15 protein-coding genes are annotated in these 18334 nt (G+C 71.9%); 6 read left to right on the top strand and 9 right to left on the bottom strand.

Annotated features, from left to right (window positions below; translation table 11 throughout):
• Positions 1-40 precede the first annotated feature (40 nt).
• The 4 genes from ABZ906_RS20195 to ABZ906_RS20180 all read right to left on the bottom strand — a co-directional run bounded on the left by ABZ906_RS20195 (position 41) and on the right by ABZ906_RS20180 (position 4494).
• Positions 41-1054, bottom strand: a complete 1014-nt coding sequence (locus ABZ906_RS20195) for an agmatine deiminase family protein (RefSeq protein WP_361384228.1) — start codon at positions 1052-1054, stop codon at positions 41-43.
• Between the two features lie 184 nt (positions 1055-1238).
• The gene (locus tag ABZ906_RS20190; RefSeq protein ID WP_361384225.1) at positions 1239-2990 is read right to left on the bottom strand and encodes an urease subunit alpha; all 1752 of its coding nucleotides are present in this window, start codon (positions 2988-2990) and stop codon (positions 1239-1241) included.
• Positions 2987-3682: an urease subunit gamma gene (ureA, locus tag ABZ906_RS20185; RefSeq protein ID WP_361384222.1), complete on the bottom strand. Its 696-nt coding sequence runs from the start codon at positions 3680-3682 to the stop codon at positions 2987-2989. Before ureA ends, ABZ906_RS20190 begins: the two co-directional genes overlap by 4 nt.
• 233 nt (positions 3683-3915) lie before the next feature.
• Positions 3916-4494 carry a helix-turn-helix domain-containing protein gene (locus ABZ906_RS20180; protein WP_361384219.1) on the bottom strand — a complete coding sequence of 193 codons (579 nt, stop codon included), beginning with the start codon at positions 4492-4494 and terminating at the stop codon, positions 3916-3918.
• Between the two features lie 133 nt (positions 4495-4627).
• Between ABZ906_RS20180 and ABZ906_RS20175 the strand changes: the two genes are divergently transcribed.
• Together ABZ906_RS20175 and ABZ906_RS20170 are read left to right on the top strand one after the other, a co-directional pair.
• Complete coding sequence (locus ABZ906_RS20175) at positions 4628-5209, top strand: TetR/AcrR family transcriptional regulator (RefSeq protein WP_361384216.1); 582 nt, start codon at positions 4628-4630, stop codon at positions 5207-5209.
• Between the two features lie 180 nt (positions 5210-5389).
• A complete protein-coding gene (locus ABZ906_RS20170; protein WP_361384213.1) occupies positions 5390-6988 on the top strand; it encodes an APC family permease in 1599 nt (532 codons plus the stop codon).
• Positions 6989-7029: 41 nt separating this feature from the next.
• Here ABZ906_RS20170 and ABZ906_RS20165 read toward each other — a convergent pair whose 3' ends face one another.
• The 5 genes from ABZ906_RS20165 to ABZ906_RS20145 all read right to left on the bottom strand — a co-directional run bounded on the left by ABZ906_RS20165 (position 7030) and on the right by ABZ906_RS20145 (position 14559).
• The gene (locus tag ABZ906_RS20165) at positions 7030-11178 is read right to left on the bottom strand and encodes a hypothetical protein (RefSeq protein ID WP_361384210.1); all 4149 of its coding nucleotides are present in this window, start codon (positions 11176-11178) and stop codon (positions 7030-7032) included.
• A 158-nt stretch (positions 11179-11336) separates the two neighbouring features.
• Positions 11337-11894: a hypothetical protein gene (locus ABZ906_RS20160; RefSeq protein ID WP_361384207.1), complete on the bottom strand. Its 558-nt coding sequence runs from the start codon at positions 11892-11894 to the stop codon at positions 11337-11339.
• Between the two features lie 104 nt (positions 11895-11998).
• On the bottom strand, positions 11999-12781 hold the full coding sequence (locus ABZ906_RS20155) for an FAD:protein FMN transferase (RefSeq protein WP_361384204.1): 783 nt from the start codon (positions 12779-12781) through the stop codon (positions 11999-12001).
• Position 12782: 1 nt separating this feature from the next.
• Positions 12783-13202, bottom strand: coding sequence for an FMN-binding protein (locus ABZ906_RS20150; RefSeq protein ID WP_361384201.1), 420 nt, complete (start codon positions 13200-13202; stop codon positions 12783-12785).
• A 19-nt stretch (positions 13203-13221) separates the two neighbouring features.
• A complete protein-coding gene (locus tag ABZ906_RS20145; protein WP_361384198.1) occupies positions 13222-14559 on the bottom strand; it encodes a ferredoxin reductase family protein in 1338 nt (445 codons plus the stop codon).
• Between the two features lie 152 nt (positions 14560-14711).
• Between ABZ906_RS20145 and ABZ906_RS20140 the strand changes: the two genes are divergently transcribed.
• The 4 genes from ABZ906_RS20140 (at position 14712) to ABZ906_RS20125 (ending at position 18329) form a co-directional block, all read left to right on the top strand.
• Positions 14712-15440 (top strand): response regulator transcription factor, encoded by a 729-nt coding sequence (locus tag ABZ906_RS20140; protein ID WP_361384195.1) that lies wholly within the window; start codon positions 14712-14714, stop codon positions 15438-15440.
• Positions 15437-16873, top strand: coding sequence for a HAMP domain-containing sensor histidine kinase (locus tag ABZ906_RS20135; protein WP_361384192.1), 1437 nt, complete (start codon positions 15437-15439; stop codon positions 16871-16873). The genes ABZ906_RS20140 and ABZ906_RS20135 overlap by 4 nt, the downstream gene beginning before the upstream one ends.
• 119 nt (positions 16874-16992) lie before the next feature.
• Positions 16993-17532: an RNA polymerase sigma factor gene (locus tag ABZ906_RS20130; RefSeq protein ID WP_361384189.1), complete on the top strand. Its 540-nt coding sequence runs from the start codon at positions 16993-16995 to the stop codon at positions 17530-17532.
• Positions 17529-18329, top strand: coding sequence for a zf-HC2 domain-containing protein (locus ABZ906_RS20125; protein ID WP_361384186.1), 801 nt, complete (start codon positions 17529-17531; stop codon positions 18327-18329). Before ABZ906_RS20130 ends, ABZ906_RS20125 begins: the two co-directional genes overlap by 4 nt.
• Positions 18330-18334 lie beyond the last annotated feature (5 nt).

Genomic DNA, 18334 nt, shown 5'->3' with positions numbered 1-18334 from the left:
GGGCCGCTGGGCGGCCCGCCGGGAGCAGTCCGTTCTCGGGTCAGGCGGTGGCGGGCGCGGAGGGGATCTGCTGGGTGATGCAGTGGACTCCGCCGCCGCCGAACGCGATCGCGAGCGCCCGCACGCCGACGACCTTGCGGCCGGGGTGCGCCGAGGCGATGACCGCGAGAGCCTCCTCGTCCCCGGGCAGGCCGGCCACCGGGACGACGACGCCGCCGTTGGCCACGTAGTAGTTCAGGTAGGACACCTCGACCTGCCCGTCGGCCATGTCGACGAACGCGGTCTGGGGGACGTCGACGATCTCGAATCGCCGGCCGCGGGCGTCGGTGCTCGCCTCGAGAACGGCGCGGTTGGCGCGCATGCGGGAGTAGTCGGGGTGCGCGGGGTCGTCGGGCAGGGAGACGACGACCTTGCCGGGAGCGGCGAATGCACACACCCCGTCGACGTGCCCGTCGGTCTCCGTGTCGAGGAGACCGCCGTAGGGAAGCCAGACGACCTTGGCGACGCCGAGCCGGGACTTCAGCTCCGCCTCGATCTCGTCCCGGTCCATCCCGGGGTTCCGGTTCGGGTGGAGCAGGCACTGCTCGGTGGTGATCAGCGTGCCCTCGCCGTCGACCGTGATCGACCCGCCCTCGAGGATCATGTCGGAGTGGATGCGCTCCACCCCGAGCCGGTCGAGCAGCAGGCCGCTGATCCGGTCGTCAGCGTCGTACGGGTGGTGCTTGCGCCCCCAGGCGTTGAAGCGGAAGTCCACCCCGGCGCGGTTGCCGTCGCCGTCGAGCACGAACAGCGGGGCGGAGTCGCGGAACCACGAGTCGTCCTGTGCGATCTCCACGACGGTGATGTCCCGGCCGCACCTCTTGCGGGCGTCCTCGCCGAAGCCGGGCGGCGCGACCATGGTCACCGGCTCGAACTCGGCGATCGCGCGGGCGACGTTCGCGTACTCCTCCTTGACGTCGTTCAGCACGCTGCCCCAGAGATCCTCACGGACGGGCCAGGCCATCAGGCACCCCTCGTGCTCGGACCATTCGGCAGGCATACGGAATGCAGTCATCACGGGTCTCTCTTCGTTTCGCCAGAGGTACCCGTCGGCGGGGGCCGGCTCAGCCTGGCGCCAGCGGAAGACGGGTACGCGGTGTGAACAGCATCTTGGTCTCGACTGAAAATTCAGTCAAGAGAAAAGACGCACTTCTGAAAATTCAGTCAGCGGGCGGGGACTACAGGAAATCAGGCAGGGATTACAGGAAGTACAGACGGCTCAGCGAGACCTCTTGTGCCGGTTCGGAGCGCATCGGATCCCCGTCGAGCGTCACGAGTCCGCTGCGCGGGTCGACGTCCACCTGCCCGAGGCGGGCGTTGTGCAACATGTCGGCCGGGCCGATCCCGCGGGTTCCCCGTACGGCCACGCGCCTGCGCCGGGTGGCCATCGCGTCGTGCGGCCTGCCCCGGGAGCCTGATTCGGCGGCGGCGCGACTGACGAAGGCGACGGAGAGGTCGGCGGGAGCGGCTCCGTGGGCGCCGAACAGCGGCCCCAGGACCAGGGGTTCGCAGGTGTCGGTGGCCGCGTTCGGGTCGCCCGTGACGCCGTAGGCCGGGAATCCGGACTTGAGGACCATCTGCGGTTTGGCCCCGAAGAACGGCGGGCGCCAGAGCACGATGTCCGCCATCTTTCCGACCTCGATGGAGCCGACCTCGTGGGCGAGGCCGTGGGCCAGGGCGGGGTTGATGGTGAGTTTGGCGATGTAGCGCAGGACTCGGGCGTTGTCGTCGTGCTCGCCGTCGCCGTCGATCGGACCGAGTTCGGCCTTCATTTTCCCGGCCAGGGCGAACGTGCGCCGGATGGTCTCCCCCGCCCGGCCCATGCCCTGGGCGTCGGACGAGGTGATGCCGATCGCACCGAGGTCGTGCAGCACGTCCTCCGCGCCCATCGTCCCGGCCCGGATGCGGTCGCGCGCCATGGCGGCGTCGCCGGGCAGGTCCGTCTTGAGCGCATGGACGGAGACGATCATGCCGTAGTGCTCCGCGATGGCGTCCCGCCCGAAGGGCAGGGTCGGGTTGGTGGACGACCCGATGACGTTCGGTACGCCCGCCATCTTCAGGACGTTCGGTACGTGACCGCCGCCGCAGCCCTCGATGTGGAAGGCGTGAATCGTCCGCCCTTCCAGCACCTTCAGCGTGTCCTCGACCGACAGACATTCGTTCAACCCGTCGCTGTGCAGGGCGACTTGGACGTCGTGCTCCTCGGCGACCCGCAGCGCGGTGTCCAGAGCCCGCGTGTGCGCGCCCATGTCCTCGTGCACCTTGAATCCGCAGGCACCACCCTCGGCGAGCGCCTCGACCAGGGGCGCTTCATCGGAGGCGGAACCCCGGGCCAGGAAACCGATATTGACCGGCCAGGCATCGAAGGCGTTGAACCCGAGCTTCAGCGCCCACGGGGAGTTCACTCCGACGCCCCACGTCGGCCCGATCTCCTGGCCGATGATCGTCGTGACGCCGGAGGCCAGCGACGCTTCCATGATCCGCGGGGAGAGCAGGTGGACATGGGTGTCGATCGCACCGGCGGTGGCGATCAGGCCCTCGCCCGAGACCATGGTGGTGCCGGTGCCGACGACCACGTCAACGCCGTCGAGGGTGTCGGGATTACCCGCTCGCCCGATCGCGTGAATCCGCCCCGCCCTGATCCCGATGGACACCTTCCGGATGCCCTGGACGGCGTCGATCACCAGGACATTGGTGATCACGACGTCGCAGGTGTCACGGACGGCTGCGGCCTTCAGATGCATTCCGTCCCGGGCCGTCTTGCCGAACCCGGCCAGGAACTCGTCGCCGTACGCCTGGGAGTCCGACTCCACGCGTACCACGAGCCCGGAGTCGCCGAGCCGGACCCGGTCGCCCGCACGGGGGCCGTGCACGGTGGCGTACTCCTGCGGGTCGATGTGCCGGCTGCCGCCCGGCGCACAGTGGTCGCTGTGTCTGGTGGGCCTGCTCATCCCGCTGCCCTTTCCGCTCCCAGGTAGCCGCAGGCGGCGGCGCGCCGCAGGGCCTGCGTCTTCGCGCCGGGCGCGTCGAGCGGCCCGTCGACCAGGCCCGCGAACCCGATCGCGATCCGCTCGCCGCCCATCGGCATGAGCCCGACCTCGACGACGGCACCGGGGTCGAATCGCGTGGACGACCCGGCCGGGGCCGCGAGCCGCATGCCGTACGCGGCGGCCCGGTCGAAGTCCAGTCGGGGATTGGCCTCGAAGAAGTGGAAGTGCGAGGTCACGCTCACCGGCACCGGAGCCGTGTTGCGGACCGAGAAGATGATCGCCGGTTCCGGCTCGGGCAGCGCGTCCGCGTGGGGCAGGACGGCGCCGGGGGCGGCATCGTCGTGCACCGCGTCACCGAAGGGGGCGCTGATGACGGCCAGCCGGGTGCCGTCGTCGAACACCGCCTCGACCTGGATCTCCGTGACGACGTCGGGGACGCCGGGCAGCACGTCGTCCGGGCCGAGCACGGCGCGGCCCCGCTTGAGGGCATCGGCGAGGCGGAGACCGTCACGCGCGGCCTCACAGACCGTGTCGGCGATCAGCGCGGTCGCCTCCGGCACGTTGAGACGCAGCCCGCGCCCCAGACGCGTGCGCGCGAGCTCGGCGGCCGTGAAGAGCATCAGCCTGTCCTTCTCAGTGGGGGTCAGAGGCATGGCGCCCCCTGGCTCGCGGGCCTGGTCACGGGCATGGTGTCGCGTCCTTTCTCCGGACTGCCAGAAGGGGAAGTGCGGCACACTGTGGCACTGACTGAATCTTCAGTCAACAGGCGTCGCCCGGCCCTTCCGGATTCCATGGAGGGGCTTCACCAATCGGGAGGGCTTCAGGGCCGGGTGCGGGGGTGCCGCCGCGCGGTGGAACTTCGGTCGAGTGGTCCAGCGACCAACGGTCAGTTACGCAGCTGGTCGGCCTCGGAGTCGATGGCTTCGCTCATCAGCGTGCGGGCGCGGGAGACCCGGAGTGTTCCGCTGAGCCAGCGCATGCTCAGGCCCTCCAAGAGGGCGGTGAGGCGCTCGGCGGACGCCGCGAGGGCGGCCGCGGGGGCCGTCGGGCAGACCCGGCCCAGCAGGCCCGCCACTTCCTGGACCCAGACCAGGGTGGCTCTCGCCAACTCCTCACGCAGGTTGTCGTCGAAGACGGCGCTGGCCCGCAGCTCGCCCCAGGCGCTGCTGTTCTCCCTGACCTCGGTCGTGTCCTGGAGTTCCAGCAGAAGGGTCTGCTCCAGTTCCTCGCGCGGGCTCAACGGCTCGGCGTCAGGATCGCGTCGAGTCGTGTAGCGCCCGGCACGGTCGCTGATGAACTCCAGGGTGTGACGCAGGATCCCCGAGCGGTCTTCGAAGTGGTAGTAGATCAGCGCGGTGGACACGTTCGCCTCGGCGGCCAGTTCCTCCACGCGCAGGCCGCGGACGCCCCGCCGGGCGATCACCCGTGCGGCGGCTTCGAGGATCTGGGTACTGCGAGACGCCATGGCCCGAACCCTATACGGCCCCTTCTGCCCGGAGAGATGCCTCCAGCGACGGGGGCAGACCGAGAGCCGTAGCTAACTAAACATTCAGTCAATGTGTGACACTGTTGGTTCAGACCACCCGGGAGGGGATCACGTGGCGACGGACCGCCGAAGGGCCATCTTGGAAGGTGCCGCCCGCGTCATAGCCCGGCGGGGGGTCCGCGGGCTGCGCATGGAGGAGCTGGCGGCCGAAGCCGGAGTGTCCACCGCACTGATCTACTACCACTTCAAAGACCGGGCCGGCACCCTGCGCCACACCCTGGAGTTCATCAACGACCGGGCCGAGCGGTACACATCCGGCGCAGGTGTCGCCGTTGAACCGCAGGACGCCCGGCAGGAGCTGGAGCAGTCCCTCCTCCTGGAATTCCAGGACACCCCCGAAGTCCGCGAAAACAGCACGGCGTGGGGCGAGTTGCGCGCCAGCGCAATCTTCGAACCCGAGCTGCGAGAAGATCTGGCCAAAGCCACGCTGGCCTGGATCCACGACGTCGCGGAGCTCCTCGGCCGCACCCGGCCGACAGCTCCTGCACCGGCCCTGACGGCGTCCGCCGAGCGTCTCACCGCCCTCCTCGAAGGCCTCAGCACGCGCTGGCTCACCGGCGCCCTGCCTCTGGCCCACGCCCGCGAACTGGTGCGGGAGGCGATCTCCATCGAGGACGAGCGGTTGAGCCGCTGAGCCCATCGCCGGACGTGCGGCGATGGACCCGCAGGCCGCTCCGCGCGGCGGTTGGCGCGGCGGCAACTTGCGTACGCGGCCCGCCCCGACAGCGCCGGGCGCAGCGCCCTTCGGCATACACGGCGCACCGCGTGGCACGCTGACCCCCGTGGGTCCGTGATCGTCGAGGAGGTTTGCCACGTGGCGCAGCAACAGCCGGCGGAGACTGCCGTCGCCCCGGACGTCCGCGCCGAGGAGAGCCGGCTGCGCAAGGACCTCGGGTTCTGGGCCCTGACGGCGATCGGCTTTTCCAACATCCTCGGCTCGGGCTGGCTGTTCGCCGCCATGTACGCCGCCCAGACCGCGGGACCCGCCGCGCTGCTCTCCTGGATCGCGGCCGGCCTGCTCTGCGCGCTTGTGGCCCTGGTCATGGTCGAACTCGGCGCCACCAGGCCGGAAGGCGGCGGCACAGTCCGCTGGCCGCTGTACGCCAACGGCCGGCTCGTCGGCACGGTCGTCGGCTGGTCCGTCATGCTCTCCGTGGGCGGTACCGCAGCCGAGATCAGCGCGATCATGCAGTACGCCGCCCACTACGTACCCGGGCTCTACCGCGAAGGCAGCATCACCGCAGCGGGCCTGGGCGTCGCCACCGCGCTGAGCGTGCTGCTCACCGCGCTGAACTGGTTCGCGGTGCGGATGTTCGCCCGCATGAACAACCTGGTGTCGGTGTTCAAGGTCGTCGTTCCGCTGCTCACGGTGGTCGCCCTGTTCCTGTCCGGCACCCACTCGGGCCGCCTCACCGACCACGGCGGGTTCGCCCCGTACGGATACGCGGCCTGCCTCACCGCACTCGCCGGCGGCGGCATCGTGTACTCCGTGAACGGGTTCCAGGCCCCGCTGGACTTCTCCGGGGAAGCCCGCAATCCACGCCGCAACGTACCCGCCGCCGTCCTGACCGGAATCGGCCTCGCGGTCCTTGTCTACCTCGGGCTCCAACTCGCCTTCCTCTACACGGTGCCCGACTCACTGCTCGCGCACGGCTGGCAGGGGGTCAACTTCGAGTCGCCGTTCGGTCAGCTCGCCCTCGTCCTCAACCTGCACTGGCTTGCCACCCTGCTCTACGCCGACGCGGTGGTCTCCCCCGGCGGCTCCGCCTATGTGGGCGTCGCGATCGACGCCCGCCACACCTACGCCCTGTCGAAGAACGGCCTGCTCCCCCGCTTCTTCATGCGCATCGATCCCCGCTCCGGCATCGCGCGCCGCGCCCTGGTCCTCAACCTCGCGGTCATCGTCCTCTTCATGCTGCCGTTCGGCGGCTGGCAGGACATCGTGAGCGTGATGGGTGACATGTATCTGATCATCTATGCCGCCTCGGCGGTGGCCGTGGCGTCCTTCCGGGCGCACGACCGGGAGCGTGGCGTGCCCCTGGCGGAGGGCCGCATGCCGGGGGTGCGCTGGATCGCACCGGTCAGTTTCGCCGTGGCGACCGAGTTCGTCTACTGGTCGGGCTGGGACGACCTGCGGCTCGCCCTGCCGCTCGTCCTGATCGGTGTCCCGCTGTTCTTGCTGCAACGACGCAGGACGGCGGGCGGCCCCCCGGCCGAGGAACTGCGTCAGGGCGCCTGGCTGGTGTTCCACCTGGCGGCGCTTGCCTTGTTGTCGTGGCTGGGCACGTTCGGCGGCTCCGGGCATCTGCCCGCGCCCTACGACTCGCTCGTGGTGGGCGTCGTGGCCTTCGCGGTCTTCGGCTGGGCGGTGCGTTCGGGCGCCGCCCACCTTCGTACGAACCCCGCTCACTGAGCGGGGACGGGCGTTCTCAGGATGCGTCAGCCATGACGCGGCTACGGCTGCGCCTGGTCCGCCCGGGCTCGAGCGAACCGTTGGTGGACGGGGATCGGGATGGCGGCCACTGCGGCGTCGTCCGCCGGGGCGGGCGGCGCGGGGCGGGGGGCCTTGGCGGCGGTGAGCTCCTTGCGGATGGCGCGGTGGTGGTCGAGGGTCCAGGTGTTCCAGCGGCGGATGCTGCGGTCGGACGGCCGGTCGAGGGCGTGCAGTTGGAGGTGGAGGGCCGCCGCGTCGCGTCCCACGCCCAGGGCCGCGCCGGCCTCTTCCACCAGTTCCGGGACGCTGAACAGCGGGTTGGTCTCGTACTGGCCTGGCGGGACCGGGGTGACTTCGGACCGGTCCGCCAATCGGCGCAGGGCGGTATGGAGATCGGCCGGGGCGTCCGTGAGCCGGTCGACGAGGGCGCGGGCGCCTGCCGCGGCCGGGTCGCCGACCGGGCGCTCGGTCAGCGCCCAGGCGACGGCGGTCGCAGCCGCCCGCACCCCCTCGGCATCCAGGGGCTCCGGGGCGCGACCGGTGAGCAGGGCGGTGGCCCAGGTCTCGGAGAGGCCGCGGTCCGCGGCCAGGGCGGCGGCGTGGCTCCCGTCGTCGGTGTACGTGCTGCTATCGAGGAGTTCGGCCCAGGCGGCGGCCATCCGCTCCGCGGCGGCGGTCATACCGCCGGGCGCCCACAGTTCGGCCGGGTCTCCGGGCAGGGCTGCCGCGAGCACGGTGCGCCGGCCGACCGGGCCGAGCCGCCCCTGGAACTCCTGGTACGCCCAGACCGTGTTCTGGTCCGCCTTGTACGGCTTGGTGCGGAGCAGCTTGCGGTGCTCGTCGTAGTCGTCTCTGCCGGGGAACCCGTCGAGGACCAGGGCGGCGATCGGGCGCGGCACTCCGGTACGCCAGCGGAACAGGTCCACTGCCTCCTCGGGCACCGGCAGCGGGCCGTGTTCGGCGATGAGGGCCAGCAGGCGGGGCAGCCGGGTGGTGTCGTCGCCGATGATGGTGTGGGTCGCGCACTCCTCGGCGTCAGCGGGCGCCGGGTCGGCGGCGCGGTGAAGGAAGGGGGCGAGGCCGCTGCGGTCCCAGCCTGAGGCGATCAGGGCGCCGCCCGCGCGGAGTTCGGCGATCCGCCGCTCCGGGGCGCGGCCGGTTCGCCAGGTGCTGTCGGCCTCGGCGAAGGGCTGTCGCCTCCACACGTCGAGCAGGGCGGTGAGGGCCTGCCGCTCGGTGTCGGGGGTGGCGGCGGTGGCAGCGCGCCAGGCGACTGCGTCGATCCGGCCGGTCAGTACCGCCCACTCGGGCGGGATGGCCGGCAGCGCGAGCACGCGGACCTCGTCCTCGATCTCGCCGCGCAGGTAGCGGCCGTCGGCGGCGACCGCGGTGAGGAGGGCGGGGTGCGGCTGCGGCCCATGCGCCTCGTAGTGGCGCGGTTCGGTCAGCAGGCCGCGCAGGGCGGGGGTGAGACGGATGTCGGGTGCCGGGTCGGGCAGGTCGACGACCGGCCCGGACCTCATGACGGCGACCCGGTGGGACAGTTCCCGGCGGCGCCGCAGTACGTCGGCGGCGAGGAGGGCTGCGCGCTCGACGCCGGCCCGGACCTGCGGGTCAGTTACGCCGTGGAGGGAGTGGGGCTTGTGGTCGCCGCTGCCGGTGCCGTCGCTGCCGGGGTGCAGTAGCCGGCGCAGGTCGGTGTCGGCAACGGCCCGCAGGGCTTTGGAGGATGTTTCGTCGCGGGGAATCAGGAAGTGCCAGTAGGCGGGCGGCGGCACCGGCCCGGCCTCCTCGCCGAGAGTGGCGCGTACCGGGGAACGGTCACGGCTGCCCGGGAAGCCCCGGACCTGCCAGAGCAGGGAGTTGTCCTCGGCCGCGTGGCTGCGGATGGTGGTCTCCCCGGCCATGACGGCGTCCTCCCCGCCGAGCGGCAGGGCGAGGATGCCCCAGGGGCGGCGGCCGAAGCGGCTGCTGCGGTAGGCAGCGGTGCGGCCGTCGATGGATTCCAGCACGAATTCGCGGGGCGACGGCCCGGCATACGGCCTGCGGTAGTGGACCCGGCAGCCGGTGAGCCGCCCGTCCTGGCCCAGCGGAGAGGACGGGGCGCCCGGCGGCAGGGCGGCGAGGATCCGGTGGTCGGCGAAGAAATCGGTTTCGGGCGGGGTTTCGGCGGGGCGGTGAAATGCGGGCAAGGTGCGGTCGTCGGTGGGGGTGCCGGTGTCCGGGTCGAAGCGGGCCCAGCCGTTCCTGCGTGAGCCGAAGACCTCGGAGCTCCACAGGGCGTGCCCGTCGTTCATCTGGTAGTCGCGGTGACCGATGCCCTCGCGGCCGCCGGCGCGCAGGACGCGTTCACCGTCGAAGCGCCCAGCGCCGTCAGGGGTTTCGAAGTGATAGCCGAGGCCGCCCTGGATGCTGCCGCCGTAGGGCGCCAGTCCATACGTCTCCTCGGGTTCGAAGGTCTCGCCGGGCCGGTCGGACCAGTAGGCGCTTTGGGACGGCTGGTCGTCCTCGACCGCTGCCCATGCGACGAGGAACCGTCCGCCTACCCAGTGCACGGTGTGGGAGCGGGTGGCGTCGGGCAGCTCCAGGGTGTGATCGCCGCGCCGGCCCTCGTGGTCGATCGCGATGGCGCGCGTTTCCCCGTACACGGTGAGCACCGGCCAGGTGCAGGTGACGTGCACGGTCTCGTCGGGAGGGAACTCGGCAAGGGCCGCCTCCAGTGCGGGCCAGCCCAGTTCCTCGGGCAGTCCGGCGCGCAGGGTGCGGGCCAGCGGGCCGGTGAGATCGAGGGCGTCGAGGGCTTCTTCGATGCCGTCCAGGGCGATGGCGGTGGGCCGGTCGAGGAGGTCGCGCAGTTCGTCAACGGCTTCGTCGGCGGCGGCGAGGCCACCGCCGCGCAGGGCGTCGAGCAGCTTCTCGATCCGGGCGTGCGCCTCTGCGGCCACGCCCGCGTTGTGCGGGAGTCTGCTGATGGCGGTGCCGGGGCGGGGCCCGACGAAGCCGCCGTGGTTGGAGCGGAGCCCGGCGTGCACGGTGCCCTCCAGGCGGGGCCCGAACACCGGGTCGGCGGCGAGCGCCTTGAGGTCCCGCCGCGAGCGCTCGCCCCAGAACTGCAAGGGGATCGTGGCGCCGGGGTCCTCGACGGGGATGGACTCGGCGAGGCAGAGGTCCAGCAGGTCCGCGTCGAGGTGCTGCCACCGGTAGCGGTCCTCGTGCAGCCGGACCGGGGTGCCGGCCGCACGCAGCAGCGGCGCGAACCGCCCTACCAGGTCCAGGAGTTCGGCCGGCATGGGCTGGCCGGTCACCCCGCCACCGGCGACGGTGCGGTGCGAATAGCCGGCGGAGTAGCGGCGCAGCCAGTCGCCGAGGCCTCCTTCGGGGGCGATCCGGCCGGCCGCCGCCGCGTCGGCGACGCCGCAGCGGATGAGCAGCCGCAACCAGGCAGCCGCGTCGTTCTTCGACTCGGGGAACAGGTCGAGCAGCCCGGTGGCCTGGTCGTCCGTCGGCGGGTGCGCGGTGAGCGGTCCGGCGGCGGCATCGAGCAGCCGGTCGGGTACGGCCTTGCCCCGGGCTGCGGCCAGCAGCCCGCCCAGCACCCGGGCTTCCTCCTCGGTGCCGAGGCCGGCTGCGCGGGCCGAGTCGCGGACCCGGCGGGCCAGGTCTGCGGGGAGCTCGCCGGGCGATGCCGCCCAGGTGGTCAGCAGGCGGGCGAACTCGTCGTGTGCGTCGCCGGGTTCGAGGATCGAGGCCAGCCAGGTGCGGTGACCACTGAGTTCGGTGGCGGGCAGGGCGCCGAACCGGGCGAACAGAGCCACATTTGCCCGACGCCAGTCGGGGTCGACGGGCAGCTGATGGTCGCGTTCGGCGGCGCGCGCCTGGCCGTAGGCGCGGGCGGCCGAGCGGCGGTGCGTCTCCAACAGCCAGTGGCCGATGGTGTCCCAGAACCAGGGCAGATGGGCTGTCGGCACGCCTCGGGCCAGGCGCTCCATGTCGTCCACGAAACGGCCGGGCTTCTCCCAGGCACGCCCCCGCTTGTGGTCGGCCTCGTCGAGCACGGCGCGCGCGGTGGGCTCGGCGCCGGGATCACGGGTGCGCGCCCAGTCGGCGTAGGTCTCGGAGATGTGGTGGTTGGCCGGGAGCGGGACGGGAGCGTCGGTGGGGCTGGTCATGACCTGATCGTGCCAGTCGGCACTGACATCGCAGCCGTGGCCCCGGCGTTGAAGCCCGGCCGCCCTCAGCAGCCCGCCGCCACTGCGGCATCACCAGCGGGTGAGCAGTGGCCCCGGCAGAGCTTTACCCATCCGGACTCCGTGGACCCGCCGGGCCCCTACGGCAGTTCCCGCAGCACGCCCGAAGGCAGCTTCGCGTCCTTCGCCTTGTCCCCCGGCAGGAGTTGGTCGGCGTAGTCCGCCTCGGTCCACACCAGCTTCTTGAACGCTTCCGGCGTGAGCACTCCCTGCCAGGGGGTGCCGCCGGGACAGAACACCGAGGTGCAGCCATAGCAGTAGTGCGCGGGCTGCCACAGTTGGTTCGCGCGGGCCGCGCCTGCCTCGGCGGCGGCCTTCTCGCGTCCGTCGCCGCGTACGACCACGAAGGTACCGAGGAGGCAGATCAGCGCGAGGGCGGCACCGCCGACCGTGTACAGCGGCTTGTCCTGTTGGACGCCCGTGTACGCGAGGGCGACGCCCAGACCGGTCAGCACGATCCCCTCGGCGAAGTGCAGGCATCCGTCGCCGCCCTTGTCGGGCCCCGGTGCCAGCCGGCCGAACAGATCCTCACGCATCGCGCCCTTGCCGCCGCGCGCCTGCTCGACGGTCCGCACCTCGACACCGCCGCACCCGGGGCACGCCACGCCCGGCGCCTCTCCGGCCCTCTCGGTCTCCATGAAGATCAGCCTATCGGCGCCCCTCATGGCCGCCGCGGGTGGCCAGGGCGGTGCCGCCTCTCGTGTCCCTGTCGCCGGGCGAACTCGCTGTCAGGGCCCACCGATCACGCGGCCGACGGCGGCGTCTCGCCCATCTCCTCGGCCACCGGGACGCCGGCTGTCCTCAGTACCTGTCCCCCGGCGGTCACCGCGAACACCTCACAGCCCGCCAGGGACGCGGCCCACTCGATGCCCTCGGCACCCATCGCGAAGGCCGCGGTGGCGACCGAGTCCGCCTCGGTCAGAGTGGGTGCCACGATCGTCATGCTCAGCAGCCCCGTCGCCGGGCGACCGGTGCGGCCGTCGATGATGTGGTCGCCGCGCTCGTAGCGGGCGGAGGTGGCGACCGCGCTGTCGGTCAACTCCAGTGTGGCGCACAGTTGGTGGGCGTGTTCGGGGTGCCGTACCCCTGCCCGCCACGGCCCCCCGGAGACCACCACGTCGCCGCCGGCGTTGAGGCAGAAGCGCCGCGCACCGGCCGCCCGCAGCAGTTCGGCCGCCCGCTGCACCGACCAGCCCTTGACCACCGCGCACGGATCGAACCCGCGCCCCGGCAGCCGTACGTCGAACGCGCCGCCCGTGGCCAGGCGGTAGCGCTCGCACAGGTCGAGCACCTCCACAAGGTCCTCGCTCAGCTCGTGCCGTGCCAGCTCGCCGCGGCCGTAGCGCGAGACCTCGCTGCCGGGCTTGAAGGGGCTGAAGCGCTCGTCCACCTCGCGCAGCCAGGCGAACACCGCGTCCGCGGCCTCATCCGGCACGCCCTCGCCCTCACCGTCACCCTTGTCGTCGCCCTCGTCGTCGATGCGCAGCGAGACCGGGAACCCCATGATGTGCTCAACGCGCCGCATCTCAGGCGTCCTTGGCGTCGATCGCGGCCTGCAGGGACTGCTGGTAGCCGTCGCTGGTGATCGTCGCGCCGGTCACCGTGTCGACGTCCGCACTCTGCGCCTCCAGCGTCTGCGCGATCAGCTTCGGCACCGCCGCCTTCGTCTGCGGATGATTGGGCTGCTGCACCATCGTCACCGCGGTGATCTTGTCGCCCTTGAAGGTCACCTGGACCTGCACCGGGCCCTTCTCGGTCGTGATGGTCGACCCCTTGACGACCGTGCTGGATGAGGAGGAACCCGAGGACCCCGCAGAGGCGGACGCGGAGGGTGCCGGGGCCGGGGCCGCGGCGGTGGGTTGCGTGGGGCCGGTGGACGGCTGGTAGCGCCAGACGGAGATCAGGCCCAGGATGCTGAGGGCGGCGACAGGTATGGCTCGCTTCACGGTGTTGTCCTCGTCTGTCTCAGCCGGCGAGGCTGAAGCGCTCGAAGTGGATCTGCTGCTTGGGGACGCCGAGTTGGTCCAGCGTGCCGAGGACGGCGTTCATCATCGGGGGCGGCCCGCACAGGAAGACGTCACGGTCGGCGATGTCGGACACCATCCGCCGCAGTTCACGCGGCGCCAGCTTGTCGGGGGTGGGGCTGCCCGTCACCAGGTGCAGTTCGGCGCCCTTGGCGAGCGCCAGGTCGCGCAGCTCGTCGTAGAGGACCGCGTCGCGTTCGGAAGCCACCCGGTAGATGACGACCGCGTGGCCCTCCAGATCCTCCAAGAGCGCCCGGATCGGGGTGACTCCGACACCACCGGCGATGAGCAGCGCGTCGGTGCGGGTGCGGTGCAGGGTGGTGAAGGCGCCGTACGGGCCCTCGGCGAACACGCGTGTGCCGGGCTTCAGGTGGCGCAGGGCCGCGCTGCCCTCTCCGGCCGCCTTGGCGGTCAGGCGCAGGCCGCGGCCGTCGGGCGCGGCGGACAGGGAGAAGGGGTTGGCCTGCCACCAGCGGTCCTTGGTCAGGAAACGCCACAGGAAGAACTGGCCTGCCTGCGCCGGCAACTTGTCCAGGTCTCGTCCCGTGATGTGGATCGAGACGACGTCGTCGGACTCGGGGACGACCGCCGCGACCCGGAACCGGTGACGCGCGTTGCGCCACAGCGGCAGGACGACGCGCCCGGTCAGGACCGCGCCCAGGGCCACCGCCCACACCCCGTACCAGTAGGCCGTCGCGGCGGGCGAGGAGGTGAACGTCGTACCGACGGCGACCTGGTGCGTGAAGGCGAGCACCACGGCCGCGTAGGTGTACAGGTGGAGGAAGTGCCAGGTCTCGTAGGCGAGGCGGCGGCGGGCGTAGCGGGCCGAGACCGCGCCGATGGTGAGGATGATGCCGAACGCGACGATCGCGCGCAGCACGCCCTCGGTCGTCTCGGCGAGGTCGACGAGCTCGGTGACGGGGCCGACGCCCGCGCCGTCGGCGTAGCCGAAGCTGATGAAGACGACGTGCGCGAGCAGTGTCCACAGCAGGGCGAAGCCGGTCCAGCGGTGCCAGCTGGTCAGCCGGTCCATGCCGATCCGGCGATCGAGCCAGGGCAGCCGGGCGACCAGGACCAGCTGAAAGGCCATGATCAGCGCGCTGTAGAGGCCGGTGAGGCGGCCGATGACGATCAGGGCGTTGGAGGCGAAGCCCGCCTGAGCGAAGAAGTAGGCGACCACGGCCGCGTTGGCGGCGAGCACCGCGTACAGGCCCGTGCGGGCCACCACCCTCGGGCGTATCGCCGTGGAGGGCGCGGGGGGTGATTGGACGGTCGTCACGGGGCGGCAGCTCCTCGGTCGGGTCGTGGGACTCCAAGGTTCACCGGGGGAAGCTGTCGATCACCTGTCGGTCGGCTGACAAGTCCTTATCAATGCGCCCGCTGTGAGCCGGGGCATATGGTCCGGGCTGCCGCGTGACGCACTATGAACGGGTGGAAAAAGTGCGCCTCCTGGTCGTCGACGACGACCCTCCGATAGCCGATCTCGTCGCGACCGTCGCCCGTTACGAGGGCTGGGACGCCGTCACCGCGAACTCCGGCGAGGAGGCGCTCCGGCTGGCCGGCGAGTTCCGTCCGGACATCGTGGTGCTCGACCTGATGCTGCCGGACGTGGACGGCTTCGGTGTCCTGGACCGGCTGCGCGGCTCGGGCACGATGGTGCCCGTCGTCTTCCTCACCGCACGCGACGGCGTCGCCGACCGGGTGGCGGGGCTGACCCGGGGCGGCGACGACTACCTCGTCAAACCGTTCGCGGTGGAGGAGCTGATGGCGCGCCTGCGCACCGTGCTGCGGCGCAGCGCCGGGCCGAACTTCCAGCGGTCCGTGCTGCGGGTGGGCGATCTGTCGATGGACGAGGACACCCACGAGGTGCGCCACGGCGAGCGGCTGCTGACCCTCACGCCCACCGAGTACGAGGTGCTGCGCTTCTTGATGCGCAAGTCGCCGACCGTGCTCACCAAGGCGCAGATCCTCGACCATGTGTGGGAGTACGGCTTCGGGGGCCGCTCGAACGTCGTGGAGCTGGTCGTCAGCCGGCTGCGCCGCAAGCTCGACGTCCCCTCCGACGCAGGCCTGACCGCGAGCACGACGACCGCGCCGCTGATCCAGACGGTGCGCGGCTTCGGATACGTCATCCGCCAAGCGAGCGAGAGAAGCCGGTGATCGGCAAGCTGCGCCTCGCGTTCCGGCGGCTGCGCCTGGGCACTCGTCTCGCGCTGGGTCTGGGGGCCCTGTCCCTGGTGGTGTTCGCCGTCGTCGGCACGGCCCTGACCACGTACATGCGGGACTACCTGACCAACCAGCTCGACGACCAGCTCGGGCTCGCCCAGGTCGCCCAGTCCAAGAGCATCGCCCAGAGCGGCACCCTCCAGGGCAAGAAGTACTACCGCTGGTACTACGCCGTGTACGACGTCTCCGGTCGCGCCCCCAAGCTGCGCTCGCCCGAGGAGAGCAGCGACCAGCCCCGGGACATCGCCCCGCTCACCTCGCTGGCCAAGCAGCAGATATCCGAGGACACCGAGGTGCTGCGCACGGTGCACCTGGCGGGCAAGGGCGAATACCGGCTGCGCGCCTGCGCGGTGGAGCTCGGTGTGGTCCTGGTCAGCGCGGCGCCGACGGACGACATCGACGACACGATGCGGCGCCTGATCGGGGTGCAGGTCATCGCCTTCGCCCTGGCGCTCGCGGTGCTCGTGGAGTTCGGCCGCCGGATGCTGCGCCGGGGCCTGAACCCGCTCAGCGACATGGCGCACACCGCCCACGGCATCACCTCGCACGACCTGACCGAGTCGGCGGCCCGGCTGCCGCTGCGCGCCGACAAACAAGGCGGCGGTCCGGAGGTCGAGGAACTGCGCACGGCCTTCAACACGATGCTGGAGCACATCGACGACTCGCTCGCCCTGCGCGCGGAGGCCGAGCAGCGCCTGCGCCGCTTCGTCGCCGACGCCTCACACGAGCTGCGCACACCTTTGATGTCCGTACGGGGCTACGCGGACCTCTTCCAGTACGCCGCCGCCAACGCCCCCGAGGAGCGGGACAAGCACCTGAGGCGACTGCGCGCCGAGGCCGCCCGGATGGGCGTGCTCCTGGACGACCTGCTGCTGCTCGCCCGCCTGGACGCGGCGGAGGTGGACGCGCCGCTCCGGCTGCGGGACGCCGATCTCGTGGAGCTGGTCGAGGACGCGGCCTCCGCCTTCCGGGCCGCCCACCCGGATCACCCGCTCGCCGTCACCTCACCGTCGGTGCCGCTCGCCCTGCGCATGGACCCGCAGCGCATCCGGCAGGTCCTGGACAACCTGCTCACCAACGCGGCCGTGCACACTCCGGCCGGTACGCCGGTGACGGTGGAGGTCGACGGTGAGGGGGACACGGCGGTGGTGCGGATCGAGGACGCCGGGCCCGGCATTCCGCCCGCCGACCGGGAGAAGGTCTTCGACCGCTTCTACCGCGTCGACAAGGCCCGCACCCGCGACCGCGGCGGCAGCGGCCTCGGCCTGTCCGTGGCCCGCTCCCTGATCCGCGCCCACGGCGGCACGGTCACCCTCGACGACCGACCGGGCCCGACCGTGTTCCAGGTGACGCTGCCGGTGCCGTAACCGTCCGCGAGGGACACCATCGCCTGCACGCCTCCAGCGAACTCGCCCTGACCCCGGGCACCCGCCCGTCGCGGAGAACCTGAATCGACACTCGCATCGTCTTCTTGATCGTGAAAAGAGTGGCAGACCTCGACGAGGCAGAACTTGTGCGTCGCGTCGCCGACGGCGACCGGGCGGCGTTCGACGAGTTGTACCGGCGTACCTCGCCCTGGCTGACGGTGCGGCTGCGCCGCCGCTGCGCCGACGACGACGTCATCGCCGACGTGCTCCAGGAGACCTACTTGGCCGTCTGGCGCGCCGCCGGCAGCTACGCGGGCGCGGTGACCGGGGGCAGTGCGGTCGGCTGGCTCTGGAAGATCGCAGCGAACCGTCTCGTCGACGCGCTGCGGCGACGCGCCCGCCAGGAACGGGTGCCGGCCATCGCCCTGGCCGAGAGGACCGCGCCGGCGGCGGAGGACGAAGTGGTGGCGAGCCGCGTCGACCAGGACCTCGAACAGGCGCTGCTGCGGCTGCCCCCGGAGTTGCGCCAGGTCCTGCAGGCCATGGTGCTCGACGGCCTGTCGGTCCGTCAGACGTCGGTCCTGCTGAGCATGCCGGAGGGCACGGTGAAGACCCGCGCGCGGCGGGCCCGGATCGCACTGCGGGAGGCCCTGTCATGACTCATCCCACCCCCCAGATCCTGTCCCGCTACGCGGACGGCGGCCGCGGGCTCGATGACGCCGCACTCTGGTCGATCGAGGCCCACCTCGACACATGCGCCCCCTGCCGTGCGGGCCTGGCGCACCACGCCACCCCCGCTACGGCGGAGCTGCTCGACCGTGTCGCGATCGCGCTCGACCAGTCGATCGCAGCGGGTCCGGCGCCGGTCCGCCACTCCCCCCGTGCAGGAGCCGTGCACCGGCGCTGGCTCGTCTGGCGACTGTTGCCCTGGCTCGTGATGACCGTCGCGGTCCTTGGCTGCGGCGCGCTCCTGGACTCCGCCGCACCCCGCCTGCCCTCCCTCGTGCTGCTGCTGGCCCCGGTGGCGCCGCTGCCCGGCGTCGCGGTGGCCTGGAGCCGGCGCACCGACCCGGTCCGGGAGTTGGCCGCCACCACCCCCGCATCCGGTCTGGCGATGGTGTTGCGGCGCACGCTCGCGGTACTCGCCGTCGTCCTTCCGGCGCTCCTTGTGGCGGGCGTGAGCACGGGAACGTCCCTGGCCCTCACCCTGCTGCCCTCGCTGGCCTTCACCGCGGCCACCCTCGTGCTCGGCAGCCTCATCGGCGTGCGCCGTGCGGCGATCGGCCTCGCGGCGGCCTGGTCCCTGGCCGTGCTGCTGCCCAGCGTGGCGGCCCGATCCCTCTCCCCGGCACTGCAGCCGGACAGCACCGCCGTCTGGGCGGTGACCACCGTGGCCCTGGCCGCGCTCACCCCGCTCGCCGCCACCGGCTTCCGCCGCCTGACCAGCGGCAACTGACCCTC

The organism is Streptomyces sp. NPDC046925, from assembly GCF_040644915.1.
Lineage (GTDB): Bacteria > Actinomycetota > Actinomycetes > Streptomycetales > Streptomycetaceae > Streptomyces.
Note: the sequence above shows the minus strand (reverse complement) of the source record. Positions and strands in the feature narration are given on the sequence as shown.

Bases quoted from the DNA above. Each gene is read 5' to 3' on its own strand.
- ABZ906_RS20195 (WP_361384228.1), bottom strand. From the start codon at position 1,054: ATGACTGCATTCCGTATGCCTGCCGAATGGTCCGAGCACGAGGGGTGC.
- ABZ906_RS20190 (WP_361384225.1), bottom strand. From the start codon at position 2,990: ATGAGCAGGCCCACCAGACACAGCGACCACTGTGCGCCGGGCGGCAGC.
- ureA (WP_361384222.1), bottom strand. From the start codon at position 3,682: ATGCCTCTGACCCCCACTGAGAAGGACAGGCTGATGCTCTTCACGGCC.
- ABZ906_RS20180 (WP_361384219.1), bottom strand. From the start codon at position 4,494: ATGGCGTCTCGCAGTACCCAGATCCTCGAAGCCGCCGCACGGGTGATC.
- ABZ906_RS20165 (WP_361384210.1), bottom strand. From the start codon at position 11,178: ATGACCAGCCCCACCGACGCTCCCGTCCCGCTCCCGGCCAACCACCAC.
- ABZ906_RS20160 (WP_361384207.1), bottom strand. From the start codon at position 11,894: ATGGAGACCGAGAGGGCCGGAGAGGCGCCGGGCGTGGCGTGCCCCGGG.
- ABZ906_RS20155 (WP_361384204.1), bottom strand. From the start codon at position 12,781: ATGCGGCGCGTTGAGCACATCATGGGGTTCCCGGTCTCGCTGCGCATC.
- ABZ906_RS20125 (WP_361384186.1), top strand. From the start codon at position 17,529: ATGACTCATCCCACCCCCCAGATCCTGTCCCGCTACGCGGACGGCGGC.